This is a genomic window from Pseudoalteromonas rubra (genome assembly GCF_004212645.1).
In the GTDB taxonomy this organism is placed as follows: Bacteria; Pseudomonadota; Gammaproteobacteria; order Enterobacterales; family Alteromonadaceae; genus Pseudoalteromonas; species Pseudoalteromonas rubra_G.
Genome location: NZ_PPUZ01000024.1, coordinates 33,806 through 47,793, shown reverse-complemented (window position 1 = coordinate 47,793; position 13,988 = coordinate 33,806). Strand labels below are relative to the sequence as shown.

12 protein-coding genes are annotated in these 13,988 nt (G+C 40.4%); 1 reads left to right on the top strand and 11 read right to left on the bottom strand.

Annotated elements, in window-relative coordinates; genetic code table 11:
• The first annotated feature begins 135 nt into the window (after window positions 1-135).
• On the top strand, window positions 136-600 hold the full coding sequence (gene trmL, locus C3B51_RS09365) for a tRNA (uridine(34)/cytosine(34)/5-carboxymethylaminomethyluridine(34)-2'-O)-methyltransferase TrmL (RefSeq protein ID WP_125717079.1): 465 nt from the start codon (window positions 136-138) through the stop codon (window positions 598-600).
• A gap of 50 nt (window positions 601-650) precedes the next feature.
• On the opposite strand, the gene hpf is transcribed toward trmL, so the two are convergent.
• From hpf to C3B51_RS09310, 11 genes are all read right to left on the bottom strand, one after another.
• Window positions 651-1,007 (bottom strand): ribosome hibernation-promoting factor, HPF/YfiA family, encoded by a 357-nt coding sequence (gene hpf, locus C3B51_RS09360; protein ID WP_054014760.1) that lies wholly within the window; start codon window positions 1,005-1,007, stop codon window positions 651-653.
• Window positions 1,008-1,219: 212 nt separating this feature from the next.
• Entirely contained in the window at window positions 1,220-3,355 is a 2,136-nt protein-coding gene (locus C3B51_RS09355; protein WP_130244879.1) for a YjbH domain-containing protein, read from the bottom strand.
• Window positions 3,356-3,614: 259 nt separating this feature from the next.
• Entirely contained in the window at window positions 3,615-5,552 is a 1,938-nt protein-coding gene (locus C3B51_RS09350) for a polysaccharide biosynthesis protein (RefSeq protein ID WP_130244878.1), read from the bottom strand.
• A 124-nt stretch (window positions 5,553-5,676) separates the two neighbouring features.
• Complete coding sequence (locus C3B51_RS09345; RefSeq protein WP_130244877.1) at window positions 5,677-6,852, bottom strand: DegT/DnrJ/EryC1/StrS family aminotransferase; 1,176 nt, start codon at window positions 6,850-6,852, stop codon at window positions 5,677-5,679.
• A gap of 2 nt (window positions 6,853-6,854) precedes the next feature.
• On the bottom strand, window positions 6,855-7,874 hold the full coding sequence (locus C3B51_RS09340) for a GNAT family N-acetyltransferase (protein ID WP_130244876.1): 1,020 nt from the start codon (window positions 7,872-7,874) through the stop codon (window positions 6,855-6,857).
• The gene (locus C3B51_RS09335; protein ID WP_130244875.1) at window positions 7,867-8,910 is read right to left on the bottom strand and encodes a hypothetical protein; all 1,044 of its coding nucleotides are present in this window, start codon (window positions 8,908-8,910) and stop codon (window positions 7,867-7,869) included. Before C3B51_RS09335 ends, C3B51_RS09340 begins: the two co-directional genes overlap by 8 nt.
• Window positions 8,900-9,532 carry a sugar transferase gene (locus tag C3B51_RS09330; RefSeq protein ID WP_130244874.1) on the bottom strand — a complete coding sequence of 211 codons (633 nt, stop codon included), beginning with the start codon at window positions 9,530-9,532 and terminating at the stop codon, window positions 8,900-8,902. The genes C3B51_RS09335 and C3B51_RS09330 overlap by 11 nt, the downstream gene beginning before the upstream one ends.
• Before the next feature lie 22 nt (window positions 9,533-9,554).
• Window positions 9,555-10,091 (bottom strand): GNAT family N-acetyltransferase, encoded by a 537-nt coding sequence (locus C3B51_RS09325; RefSeq protein ID WP_165389133.1) that lies wholly within the window; start codon window positions 10,089-10,091, stop codon window positions 9,555-9,557.
• A gap of 151 nt (window positions 10,092-10,242) precedes the next feature.
• Window positions 10,243-11,469, bottom strand: a complete 1,227-nt coding sequence (locus tag C3B51_RS09320) for a glycosyltransferase family 4 protein (protein WP_130244872.1) — start codon at window positions 11,467-11,469, stop codon at window positions 10,243-10,245.
• A 112-nt stretch (window positions 11,470-11,581) separates the two neighbouring features.
• The gene (locus tag C3B51_RS09315) at window positions 11,582-12,682 is read right to left on the bottom strand and encodes a glycosyltransferase family 4 protein (RefSeq protein ID WP_130244871.1); all 1,101 of its coding nucleotides are present in this window, start codon (window positions 12,680-12,682) and stop codon (window positions 11,582-11,584) included.
• Window positions 12,679-13,923 carry a hypothetical protein gene (locus C3B51_RS09310; RefSeq protein ID WP_165389132.1) on the bottom strand — a complete coding sequence of 415 codons (1,245 nt, stop codon included), beginning with the start codon at window positions 13,921-13,923 and terminating at the stop codon, window positions 12,679-12,681. Before C3B51_RS09310 ends, C3B51_RS09315 begins: the two co-directional genes overlap by 4 nt.
• Window positions 13,924-13,988 lie beyond the last annotated feature (65 nt).

Here is a 13,988-nt window from a genome sequence, read left to right as displayed (position 1 = left end):
AAAATGAAAAATTAGTGACGCTGGATTGAATAGTTAGACTGACGATCCTGCTTATATCAGCTCAGCTATCACCACGACTTTTAGCCCTCATGCAGGATGCGCTATACTGCAGGCAATATCACTTTGAGGTTTTCCATGTTAGACATCGTATTATATCAACCTGAAATTCCCCCCAATACAGGCAACATCATTCGCTTGTGTGCCAATACCGGGTTTTCTTTGCATCTTATTGAGCCTCTGGGCTTTGACTGGGACGACAAGCGGGTCAGGCGTGCCGGACTGGATTATCATGAGTTCAGTGACGTAAAGCGCTATGCTTCACTGGAGGACTACCTAGCAGCGCGCAAGCCAAACAGAGTGTTTGCCTGTACAACAAAAGGCACGCGTTATCATCATGAACCAGACTATCAAAGTGGTGACTGCCTGTTGTTTGGTCCTGAAACACGGGGCTTGCCGGAAGATATCATTTTCTCATTGCCACCTGAGCAGCGGCTGCGGATCCCCATGCGACCAGACAGCAGAAGCATGAACCTGTCTAATGCGGTGTCTGTATTCGTTTATGAGTCCTGGCGCCAGATGGGCTTTGACGGGGCTGTGTGAAGGGCATTACGAATGAAGCCACCGCTTGGGTGGCTTCTTTGTTTCTATCTCTAATTCAGGTTCATTTCCTGAATGATTTCATGGGCGATAGGCGGCGTCGTGCTCACAGGTTTTTCGTGTTTGTTGGCCTTTAGCTGGCCTTTTCTGTGTTTCAGTGCAGCGTCTAGTTTTTTAGCTGCATTTGCAATGGCCGGATACATGACGTCATCTTCTCCTCTTACGGATATCCGGGCTCCTGAATAATTAGTGTTGATCTCAGTATAAAATTTCTTGTGTTCCTTACTGACTATGACGTCTATCGACAACAGCGACGGGAAGTGGTTAGCGACTTTGGCAAACTTTTCATCAACGTGTTGTTTTACTGCTTCTGTCATATCTACATGGTGGCCTGAAAGATTAATTTTCATAAGCGCTCCCTTTTGTTGTTTACCTATAACTAAGTATTGGAGCGAAAGACACAATTCTCAAGCATAAATTTCAGATTTTTGTCATCAAACTGAATTTATTTGTGATAGATCACAGTTACTGATGCGTTGCAGATAAAACGTTCAAAGAAGGCGGTAGCAGGATGCCGGTTGTCCGGGCTGATTATAAGATCAGCCCGGCTTTAACGGTGGGATTATTTAAAGGTCAGATACGCTTCGCGCAGTCTGGCCAGGTTGGCATAGACATAACTGCCAGACAATCGGCCCTGGTTAAAGTAGGTGCGATCTAAGCTGATAGAAGTTTCAGGTGTATAGGCCTTCTTATACACTAACGCGTTATGCTCGTCGCTAATACGTGTGCTCACACCATGACGCCATGCCTGATTACCCTTCACCTGACCATACTCAGATACTGCCATGTCTTTTCTCGGTGTCAGTGGAATACTGAAAGAAATACCTGCAACCTGTACGTCCGTATCGTAGGCGTAGACTGACACATAGCTGTCACCAAACCAGAATTTGGTCTCTACTTTCATTCCTTTATCACGCTGCCAGAACTCGCCCCCGGACAGGTGGAATGAAATATCTTGCTCAACCCAATGGTACTGATATCCCATAACATGGTAGTCACGATCGCCATCAAAGTCTTCATAGTCAAAGAAGCCATACGTATTATACAACTTATGGCGACCTGACGGGCTTACCCAGGCAGTTTCATTAATAATGCCTGTGTAATCATAGTACTCCCTGAAAAAGCCGACCTGGGTTTGGTTATATAAACCAAATGGCAAATCAAATGTTTGATAGAAAATGGCACGCTCCAGGCCATTTTGCTCACGGCGAGACTCAAAGGTATCACCCGGCTCGAAGTCTTCAGTGTCTGCAACCACAGTTTGTGCTGTGATGTTAACACCCGCGCCACGCCATAGCGGGATTTCCAGATCCGCTCTGAGCGCCAATGAAAAGTCATACACACCCAATTCTGTCGCATAGGTTGAACTCAATGCGGGGCCTATGGTCAGACGCGGCTTGAAGTAAGGGCTGTTCACGGAGCCATCACCAATCCAGGCAACACCGCCCGGCACATCCATCATCCCCTGACGAATGACAACACCTGGCGAGGTCCCCTCAGTAATAAATTGTCGATAACTGCTCACTTGTCCTGACAAGGACAGCAATGGAATATCATGCTTGCTCAGCTGAACTGTGTAGCTCGCACTATCATTACTGATATATTGTGCGACTCGGCCCAGCACAACCCCTATGGCGTCAATATCATTGCGGTTGAATACTGGGTTTTCGAACTTCACAACAATAACAGGTTCACGATTCATACCCACCTGAACATTCTCGAACCCATCTGCAACCAGCGCCTGCTTAAGAGCCCGGATCTCAGTGTTCAATTCACCGACATTGACTTCCTGAGTCAAACTTAGGTCATTACTTTGTGTTTTTGTGTCTAAATTCACCGATTTAGGAGGAGTAGCTTTAGGTGGTTTCGTACGTTGTACGCCTTGCTCTGACAATTGCGCTATCACGCCTGCATTGTCCGGCGCGGGTTTTATTTCCTGATAGTCCGCTCGGGATTGCTCAGATAAAGGCATAGAGAAATTAATGCCATAATAGGTGTCTTTTTCGCTGTGATCTGTGTTGCTATAGAATCGACTTGTCAGCGTCAGGGTACCAAGATCAAACAGCCAGGCTTTAGGGACTGTCACACGCGCTGCCGCATTCACCGCTTCCGCGTCATGCTCAAGCTGCAATGCAAACCACTCAAGCGGCTGCCATTCAACACCCGCAAACACGCCATCCATCATACCGATGTCGCTTTTACTGGTGCTTATCCCGGTCGAAAAGCGAAAGTCTAGCCAGTCTTTTGAGGCAACAGCAAAGTAAGATTCATAGTGGTTTGCGGCTCCACCAATGTCTTTCCCGCCAATGGCTAAATTAAACCAATCGTCGGGGATCAGAGGGATTTGATATTTAGCGTTGAAGGATAAATCTCGAACTTGATCGTCACCTAACGCAGCTAAAAGAAACCCATTGTCATGCATGCTACTGCTGGAAATCTGACCACTGATTTCTAACCCAGGCCACATACCTGCCGAAAAAATATAATTGTAACCATCAACATAGTCTACCCCCCTAAAATTGAGCTGGTTGTTATAACCGATGTCAATCACGCCTGGCGCTAGAACCTTTGCAGAGGGCGTATTCACTAAACCTGTAGAGCCAGTAAAATTTTGGTGGTTTTTTGGTGCCTCACTGGCACCACTAGGTAGCGATATAGATAACAGGCTGCTTGCCAGAATAGGGGTTAATTTAGACATAGTCCTCTGTCCGGTTAAGGTATTCAGTTGTAGAGAAAATTTACGGCTACTATAACACTAAGAGCTTTATAAATGGGAGTGAAAAAGAAACAGTTAACGGTCAATAGTCATATTGAAACACAACAAAAAAGGACTGAATTATGGCGTGCACCAGTTTCTTCCTCATTTCAAAATAGCTAGAACAATGTAACAAGCAACCTAACAACCTAAAACCCGCAAAGTAAAAATAGCCGAGCGATTATACTACTCAGCTAACCTATTACTTAAGATTAACCACCTTATTCTCAAGCTGTGGTTCGGCGTTCTGCCTTGCATTCCAAACGAGATCACAAATACCGTCTGTGGGATTGAATCCAGTTGGCGCTTTCAAAAGTAGCTGTCTTATCACCTCATGATCAAAATCATGGCAGGCCTTATCTAGTGACTCTAAAATACCTTCAAGTTCTTTTAGCGGCAACATCACTTCATTTGCAGTCATAATCCGCTCATGGGTGGTCTGTTCAACATTCTCACCGATCAGCAACTCTTCATATAACTTTTCTCCTGGTCTTAGGCCAGTACATTTGATTTCTATATCACCATGTGGGTTAGTTTCACTTTTTACCTCAAGCCCGGACAGGTGCACCATTTTTACCGCCAAGTCCTTTATTTTGACCGATTCCCCCATATCAAGGACAAACACATCTCCCCCCTTCCCCATGGCACCGGCCTGAATAACCAACTGAGCAGCTTCTGGGATAGTCATGAAGAAACGCGTTATCTCTGGATGAGTTAACGTGATTGGACCACCTTGTTTAATTTGCTTTCTAAATAAAGGCACAACCGAGCCTGAAGAACCAAGCACATTTCCGAAACGCACCATACAAAAACGGGTTGTATTTTGCCCTTTTGCTAAACCTTGCAGTACCAATTCAGCCATGCGCTTGGTCGCCCCCATTACATTAGTGGGCCTAACCGCCTTATCTGTGGAAATCAGAACAAAAGTTTTAACGCCGGAATTAATAGCTGCTTTGGCTGCGTAATAAGTACCAAATACATTGTTACGCACCCCCTCAACAACATTGTGTTCAACTAGAGGAACATGTTTGTAAGCTGCTGCATGATATACAGTCTCAACAGCAAAGGCCTTCATGCATGTTTCCGTTCGGTTAATTCGTTGTACAGAGCCAACGATTGGTATAATCTCAATATCCAGCCCTTTCTTCCTGATAGTTTCAGAGAGTTCTTTTTCAATTGAGTATAGTGCGAACTCTGAGAGCTCAAATAAGACCAACTTACTAGGTTGATTATCAACGATTTGACGGCATAACTCAGATCCGATAGACCCGCCAGCTCCAGTAACCATCACACATTTATCTTTAATATTTGCAGTCATCAGTTCAGATTTAGGTGAAACGCTATCACGACCAAGTAAGTCCTCGATTTCTACGTCCTTGATTTCATCCAGATTTGCTTTGCCTTCAACCACAGCAGCCATACCAGGGATCGTAAGTACTTCCACAGGTAGCTTTTCTAGCTTAGCAAGCACCTCTTTGCGCCGGGCTCTTGATGCGCTGGGTAATGCCAGAAGGATTTTTTTTACTCTACCTGCATCTATCAACCTATAGAGTGATTCAAACGCAACAACCGGGATCCCCAGAATAATTGAGTTATGTTTATAAGTGTCGTCGTCGATGAATGCGGTAACATAGTAATCAGGTCCCGCTCCTAGCGCGGTCGCCAGCTGCCTCCCAGCATCACCAGCGCCATAAATAACTACTGGTAGCTTATTGACAGATGCAAGCCTGCCAACCATTGCTCTTACCATTATTCTGGAACCACCAACTGACAGAATAACCAGCCATGCATAGATCAGCGGCATTGTGCGTGGAATGCTAATTTGCAGGAAAAAAGCCAATATCACCAGCGTAACAGTGCTAATGACGGTGCCTGTAACTATGGCTCCCACTGCATGTGCACCAACATATCTTAGTACCGCTCGATATAAACCAAGGTTGATAAAAGAAAACAAGCTAATGGGAAGAACGAGGCTCAACAAAAGCCAGTTATAGCTATACACCAATGGCTCAAAGCTATCGAGACGTACTATCAAAGCAAGCCAGAAAGCACTTATGATAAACAACGAATCAATAAACAAAGTAATTAGGCGCTTTTTTGCCCGAGAGGCACTCAACATTGAGCGCAAATAGCTATCCATGAAACATCCTTAAGCTTAGTCATTTGGTCCACAAAGACATATTTATTGTTGCATGATAAATGATATATAAAAAAGCACAGTTAGCCAACTTAATACACTGTGCTTAGGGTAAGGCTTGGACAACCTAACGACAAGCCTTGGTAAATACTTCGCGGATGACCGCTGTGGTTTTCACCATTTCTTCACTAGTGAGTGTTGGGTGGACTAGAAACATGATTGAGGTTTCCCCAAGCTCTACCGCGTTCTTCAAACGCTCTTTTGGTCTCCACGGAGTGCCGTCAAATGCCTTTTCAAGATAGACCTCTGAACAGCTTCCTTGAAAGCAAGGAACTCCTAACTCACTAATATTTTGAACTATTTTATCTCTAGTCCAGCCATCGGCAAGATTCTCTGGGCGAACAAATACATAGTGTTTATATTCCGCATGTTCTGTGTGATCGGGTACTTCTACAAGCCTAACAACACTCAGATCGCCAAGTGCATTGTCGATGAGTTGTGCATTTTTCTGGCGTTTTTCTGTCCATTCAGTCATACGAGTCAGCTGTATACGGCCTATTACGGCCTGCATTTCAGTCATGCGCCAGTTGGTACCAAAACTTTCGTGTAACCACCTAAAACCGGGAGGGTGTTCTCTATTATAAATTGCGTCGAAGCTCTTCCCGTGGTCCTTATAGCTCCACATTTTTGACCACAGCTCCTTCGAGTTAGTGGTGACCATCCCGCCTTCTCCGCCCGTAGTCATAATTTTATCTTGGCAGAAAGACCAGGCCCCTACATGACCAATTGAACCCACTGACCTGCCCTTATACTTAGCGCCATGCGCTTGAGCGCAGTCTTCAATTACATAAAAACCGTACTCTTCACTTAAAGCCATAATCTCATCCATTTCGGCTGGCATACCGGCCAAATGAACGACAATTACTGCCTTAGTTTTGGCAGTTAATACATCTTTAATAGATGAAGCTGTAATTGCTTGACTATTTAAGTCGACATCAGCAAATACAGGGGACGCCCCTGCTGTTACAATACTGCTTGCCGATGCTAAGAATGTACGAGGAGTTGTAATAACTTCGTCACCTTCACCAATACCTAAGGCTTTTAAAGCAATATCTAAAGCAAGGGTGCCATTACCTAATGCGACTGCGTATTCACAACCGGCCCAAGTTGCAAATTCTCTTTCAAATTCGCGCCCTTCAGTGCCTGTCCAATAATTAACTTTGTTCGATAAAATTACGCTACTGACCGCGTTTGCTTCTTCTTGAGTAAAGCTAGGCCAAGGCGAAAAATCAGTATTTAACATTATTAATTAACCTTTCTATATAGTGGAAAATAACCTGTTTCAGGCACTGCATCATCTTCATCTAAGTTGCTTAACATTTTATATGCTTGCATATTTGTTATTTTCTTAAATACATAAAACTCTATAGACTCTTTCGAGAAGCCGAATTTGAAGTTAAATAAGCTATCTCGCTCTGCACCCAAACCACCACCAAGATGTAGATATTTATACCCTAATTCAGTTGCATCTTTTCTTGCTTTATCTATAAGCATACGTGTGGGAGCTAACTCTTTATACTCTTTCAATGTGCCACTAAGATGATATTGAACAATATCATCACAAAAAACGAACATTCCAGAGCATACTTTTAGCTCATCAAGCCAAACATTGTAAATTCTAACCTCGAAATCTTTACTATCTAACAAATTACTGTAATAAGCATCGTCAAAAAAGTAATAATCTCCTGCGTTTAGGCCTTTCATTGTCTCTGTATAGATTTGCTTAAAATCATTTAAGCTTTCATCCGTATTAGACCAATCAGCTCTAAAACCTTCTCTCTCCAATCGTCGCAGCAAGTTGCGATAATTCTTACGGTATCGCTTACGTTGCTCATCTTCATCGATTGTCAGGTCAACAACGACTGTCTCACCACTTAAATAACAGCCATCAAGAGACTTTGTATCTACAACTAATGAATTGAGACGAGAGAAAATCGAAACAACGGAATTCCCATTAGCCCAATCAAATAAGCGTTGTTGAAACTCTTCAAATAAACCAATCGCACTATCACTTGAGAGCAAAAAACCAGGGTAACCATAAACTGACGTCATATCTTTGTAGTCCGTTCCGGTAATATCACGAAGCAACAAAGGCAAAGCCAAGCGTTGATTTAAATCGTTCGTCAACACAAAAAGCATTGGCTTACCTTCATTGCTTTTAGATGCAATTTGATGATAATCCCAGCTATGATACCAGTCCCCTCTGTAATTCTTCAGCTCTTCTCGCCACTCATCTTTTGCTGTTATTACTGTAAATTCATTCATTTTCGAAAAATCTATTAATTATTTGAGCTACCAAAACAACATCTTGTAAAGAATAACGTTGATCAATAGGGATTGTAATAATACGCTCAGCCAAAGCGAAGCTTTTATCTGTAACTTTGCCCTTTTCCTGAGGCCAATGTACCGGACAATAAACTTTATTATCAATCAGATAGCGCCTGAGCCTTGCCCTCACTGCAGCAGTCTCGCATGTAAAAATGGCTCCAAATGGGGTTTCTGCGTGTGAATAGTGCAGTAGATTAATGTGTTTAAGGGTAACGTCTGACAGGGCCTTCAGAAATGTCTCAAAATTCCTTTTCCTCGTAACGATATAGTCAACGGGGTACCCACGAAAAACTTGGGTAAAAGCTTGCTTCGAAATTCCACTTGGCTCACTCTTAACTATACAAGATTCACCTTCTGAGAACAAATCCAGAAAAACTTGCTTGTCTACGTTTCCTCCTTCAAGATACTCCGTTTTTAGCTTCATTGCCTCGATTTTAATAGCTGAGTTAAAAGCTGGTAGCTCCGCATTAGGTAAGTCTCTTGAATTAGGTGACCAAAAAATACACCCATCAGAAATTGGGAGTGTTTTACGCAATGATGAAAATGCATAATCAGCATTACTGTTTTTTACCCAATCAGAAACTGGCGAATGAGTATGATCTTCAATGAGGAAAATATCATTTTCGGCCTTAAAGTCCTGCCATGATTTACTGTCATCGCATCCAAAGAAGTTGACCGCAAGCACGACTCCGCGAAGGGGTACTGAGCTAAAGTTAACCTTAAAACGCCCGTCGGTAAAGCTCACATCATATGACTTAGTCTTGATACCATGAGATTCCCAAAACTTAATAACATCCCAGCAAAAAAAATCGGGGTAATGAAGCACCTGATTACCTAGTAACTCTTTGAGTAATAGAACAGGAGTTCTTCCGCTCGCTACGAATATAGAGCTCGTTGGCCATTCATAAAATTCAGAGGAAGAAGTTGTTTCAAAGTGATATTCACTACCAACCTCCCAACGCTTACCTATCATTTTGCTGCTGTTTCCTATAAGTATGGAAGTCTACATTTGTACTGTCTCCACGAACTACAACATCAGACTTTGCGAACACTTTGTAGATTGTTAAAAGTGCTATCTTAATATCAAAAAGCAACCCTAACTTTTCGACATATTCGACATCAAACTTAAATTTATCTTCCCAGGTTATACTGTTTCGACCATTAACTTGAGCCCAACCACTTATACCTGGCTTTATATTATGCCTGCGCCTTTCCTCATCGTTGTAATAAGGCTCATATATTATTGGCAAAGGCCTTGGCCCTATAAAGCTCATCTCACCCTTAAGTATATTTAATAATTGTGGTAATTCATCAATACTTAATTTTCTAAAAAGTGCGCCCGAACGTAACATTCTTTCATGATCGGATAACTCATTGCCATCCTTGTCATGAGTTGATACTTTCATACTTCTGAGCTTAAAAACCCGAAACTCTTTAGAATCTTTACCTAGTCGCTTCTGCTTAAATAGCACAGGTCCATCTGGGTCTTCAAATTTAATTATTAAAAATGAAATCAAAATAATTGGCGAAAAAAAAACCAAAAGAATAAGTGCAGCCAAAAAATCAAGAATAGGTTTAAAAATAGTGCGGTACATTTTCAACTCCACAAATACGCTATTAAAAAGAAAGCTTGCTGTATTCTTCTTTCGTAATACCTATCATAACAAGATCATTATATTTACCATTTTTAAACACTGCCGATTTTTTAACACCTTCGATATTCCACCCACACGCTTTTGTATATAGCCCAATAGAAGACTCATTGTAACTTAAAATTGTTGACTCAAGTCTGTTCAAATTTAACTGATTAAAAGCGTATTCCATAATAGTAAACACTGCATCTTTAGCATAGCCGCACCCTCTAAACTCTTTGGCAAACTTAACCCCATGCACAGCAGATCTATTTACAAAGTCAATTTCAACAATATTTGCAAAACCTACAACTACACCTTCCATGTTCTCTACTATTAACCGAATGTTTGAATAAGAGTTGCTTAAATTGTCAATCCACTTCCCTTGTTGTAAAGAAGACAAAGGGACTGAACTACCAACTACCCAATGTTCAAGCTCTGCTGAATTTACCAGTTCAAGTAAAAAATCAGCGTCATGCTTTTCAATAGCTCGAAGAGTAACTTTTTTGCCAATTAAGTTCATAAAATGCTCTCCACACCGTAATTTTTTATAAAGTAAGCTATAATCAATAAGCATTATGGCTGCAAGGAATAAAGCTCATTAATCGTTAATCTAAATTATTAGATATATATTTAATAACACGAGAGAATTTTCTCCCTAACTCAATAAGACATCAACTTTCTATCGCTTCCTGTAATGCGCCTTCAACACGTTCAGCCATAATATCTCTAGAAAAGTGCTCATATGCTAACGTTTTGCAGCTTTCCACTGCTAGTTCGTACTCACTATTCGAATTCAAAAACTGGTCAATAGTTGCAGCTGACTTGCTGGCGTCATTTGGATCGAGGATCAATCCACACTTATGCTCCTTTATAAACTCCTCCTGCCAACCACCATAGTTAATTGCTATTGGTGTTTTAGATGCCAATGCATCAAATAATTTATTTGCAGAATTGTGCCACATGGCCTTAACAGGGCCGAATAAAGACAAAGAAAGATCAGCAGCAGAAAGAAGCCCTACAATCTCCGTTTTAGGAACAGGTGGCAAAATATATAAGTTCTCGTTGAGAACACCTGCTTCTGCAGCTTCCTTAATTACCTGATCTTTTTCCATCCCACTCCCTATCGCAACAAAGCATAAGCTTGGGTATTCCTTCTTAGCGATCTTAGCGAGTTTAACTAAGTAGCCAACCTTATTGATTAACCCAAAGGTACCAGTATACACGATTAACTTTCTACCCTTGACGAAATCAAGTTTGCTCTCTAAATATTTGACGCCCACAGTATCACAAACATCAAACAAGTCAGTGTCGCAACTGTTTGTGGCCAAGGTTATTCTGTTGTCACTGATTCCTTTGCTCTTGATCCCTTCACACATTCCCGGTGATAAGCCAATTAGTCTTTTAGAGTTCTTATAAGTAAACCTTTCTAGCCACTCCGCTAATTTAATAAGTAGCTTATTTTTAATAACACCAGTCGCAATTGGTAGTTCAGGCCATAGATCTCTCACCTCAAAAACTAAAGGTCTACGCTTGAATTTAGAATATATCAAACCTGGTATTGCAATTGTTAGTGGTGTACTTGTTGCTAATACAACATCAGCTTTGATTGAAAGAGATTTAAAGATTGATCTTATAGAAAAATAAACAAACTTCCAGATGCGAGATATGAAACTATCATTATTTGAATAATCTAAATGCAATACAAAAAGCTTAATCCCTTCAATATCAACTTCATTCCAACCACTTCTAAAAGTATAACTTTGAGGAAAAGCAGCTGACGAAGTGACGAATGTTACATTATGCCCCTTTGCTACAAAGCGTTTCGCCATTTCATAAGAGCGCGTTCCAGTTTTAGACTCTGGGGTAGCGAAATATTGATGTAAATATAAAATATGCATTTATAATCCTAAAAAACTTTCTATAGCCAACCACTCGTCCTGAGTCATCACATCAGAAAGCACTTGTACATAGACTATTATTGAAAAAGTAAGAAGGTTAACTTTCAAAAAGCTATTTATAAACCTTGTTTTTGTAAATCTTTGCAATACTTACCCATGAGAAAGAATGCGCAGGATTTACATCAAATGCACCTAACCCATTTGGAAATTTAGATGTTGTATTTAAGATTGCCTCAGAAATAGAATCTACATCTCTTGAATTTGCTTTAAAACCAAACTCACCATCTTTGAAATAGCCATCAACGCCCTGTCCTGCTGTGTAAACAATTGGCAAACATTGAGATATTGCTTCAATATAAACGAGACCAAATGTCTCGTGATGAGAAACCATTACAAAAAAAGTTGCCTTATCCATCTCTGATAGTAATTGCATTTTATCTAACTTCCCTAAAAAAACCGTTTTCTCTCTATGTTCCAAAGGCAATTCACCAAAGACCTTCACATACTCATCGTAAGTGCCGCCGGCAACTCTAAACTCTAGCTCAGATGTACCCTTTGTTGCTTCAAAAAAGGCTGAAATGGTATTTTTTAAGTTTTTATTTTTATTGATATTGGCAATGTGCAAAGCAATTATTTTGTTTTTCGGCGAAACCTTTTTATCCTTAGCGTTTTCTAAAAAAAACTGATTAATGCCATTTGGAATCACTTTAAGTTTGTCATCAAAAGCATGACCAAAGTAGTTTTGAAACTTTAACTTATGGGCTGGAGAAACTAGAATAATACTAGATGAGTAGCTTAACGCTTTTTTAGCCAACCACTTATACTGTCTGTAATATTTAAAGCCAGTATTAACGTCGGTATTACGTAAAGTTATGATTAATTTTTTCCCTGCTAGTCGTGAAAATATGTACGCGGGTATCCCATCTGAATACAAGGTATGTGCATGTACCACTTTAATACTCGAATTCTTAAAGTAAGTGACAAAGGCAGGGTATAGAATACGTATTAACTTTAGCAGGTAAAATGCGCGAGTGAATATGCTCAGATTTTTAACAAATTTAAATTCAACACTCGGCACCTGATTTGTGCTTAGTTGCTGTTTGAACCTTACTGGCACATAAACAAATTGCTTGCAATGTTGATTAAGTGCTGAAAACAATTCAAAAAATACTGTAGAACCTACATAGTAGCTACAAAAGTGTAATATTGTCATTCCATCACCTTATTTCTCATAGCTAGTCCTGCACCAATTAGTACTCCGTACACAAGCCAACTATATACCCCAACAATTAACTCTGCAAAATAGAAAAAACCCAAAGAAAATAATACATAACCGAAAACACCACAAAAAACACTTGTATATATAACTTTATTTTCGAAAGTAGCACTTTCGCTTTTCAAAAACAGCTTCCTGAGTTTTAATAAAATAATCAAAAGACTCGAATAAACTAATGAAAAACCAATAACACCATAATTCACCAGAATATTAAATGGTTCACTCTCAATTCCCCAAGATGAGTTAAATGAGCGCTGTACCGCATTTGAAACACCCATAGGCCATTCATACCAACTACTGAGCAAAGCGAGCCCATTTAGTACTTGAAGGTCTCGACCACCGCCAGCAGATTCGCTTAATGCTTCAAATCGATATATTATAAAAGCAATTTTTTCATCAAAATGAGTAGAACCAACATAACCAACAACAAGCAACAAACAACAAATAAGCGGTAATACAAAAATACTTTTCGCTCCGATTCTAAACGACAACAAAAATAGGAAAAGTGTAAAGCTAACTACAAACGCAATCATAGCGCCACGTGAGCCACTGCTAATAACGTTGATTAAGCATAATATGAAAAACATAAGCATAAGGAAGATAGCTTGCTTATTTTTAATCTGTAAGTTTTGCTGTAAAGTTAGCCTGAGCGTAAGTAATGCTACCGCAGCATAAAAAATAAAGAGACTCATGCCCCCCCATGAGGTAGAGAAACCCGCGATACTGTAAACGCGTTGATAAGCGTTGTCGTTCATCGCATTGGATATTTGAGCGTCACTACGACCATATATAGACGTGACCACTTCTATCTTAAATAGTTGAAGTATACCAATAAACAAGCAAAGAAAGCTTGCCCCCAGCAAAACATTTACAACAAGTATCTTCTTTTTTAATGGGAGGTGATACATGGTTATAGCTGCGATAAGGAAACATATGGCTCGCTTTAAATATTGCCAAAGCTCTGTTGGTATTTTTAACAAATTTAAATAAACAACACCCTGTAAGGCACCATAAACAGCAAAGGAAACAACAAATATAAATAACGGCATTACTAAATTATAGCTTGGACCTAAATATCTTCTTTGAGACGCGTAAAAAAAGAAAACTAAAGGTATCGATAATAGCGGTAAAATATCATCAATACCCAGCCAAAGCCCAGCAATGGTTACTCTAGGCAAGAACTGACCAAAGATAAGCAGGAGGAGCATTATAAAAAAAACTTTATAGAACATAATTTATTTTT

Coding starts and splice junctions, on each gene's coding strand:
- C3B51_RS09315 (WP_130244871.1), bottom strand. CDS start 12,682: ATGACAATATTACACTTTTGTAGCTACTATGTAGGTTCTACAGTATTT.
- C3B51_RS09340 (WP_130244876.1), bottom strand. CDS start 7,874: ATGAATGAATTTACAGTAATAACAGCAAAAGATGAGTGGCGAGAAGAG.
- C3B51_RS09345 (WP_130244877.1), bottom strand. CDS start 6,852: ATGTTAAATACTGATTTTTCGCCTTGGCCTAGCTTTACTCAAGAAGAA.
- C3B51_RS09350 (WP_130244878.1), bottom strand. CDS start 5,552: ATGGATAGCTATTTGCGCTCAATGTTGAGTGCCTCTCGGGCAAAAAAG.
- C3B51_RS09320 (WP_130244872.1), bottom strand. CDS start 11,469: ATGCATATTTTATATTTACATCAATATTTCGCTACCCCAGAGTCTAAA.
- C3B51_RS09330 (WP_130244874.1), bottom strand. CDS start 9,532: ATGTACCGCACTATTTTTAAACCTATTCTTGATTTTTTGGCTGCACTT.
- C3B51_RS09355 (WP_130244879.1), bottom strand. CDS start 3,355: ATGTCTAAATTAACCCCTATTCTGGCAAGCAGCCTGTTATCTATATCG.
- C3B51_RS09325 (WP_165389133.1), bottom strand. CDS start 10,091: ATGAACTTAATTGGCAAAAAAGTTACTCTTCGAGCTATTGAAAAGCAT.
- hpf (WP_054014760.1), bottom strand. CDS start 1,007: ATGAAAATTAATCTTTCAGGCCACCATGTAGATATGACAGAAGCAGTA.
- C3B51_RS09335 (WP_130244875.1), bottom strand. CDS start 8,910: ATGATAGGTAAGCGTTGGGAGGTTGGTAGTGAATATCACTTTGAAACA.
- trmL (WP_125717079.1), top strand. CDS start 136: ATGTTAGACATCGTATTATATCAACCTGAAATTCCCCCCAATACAGGC.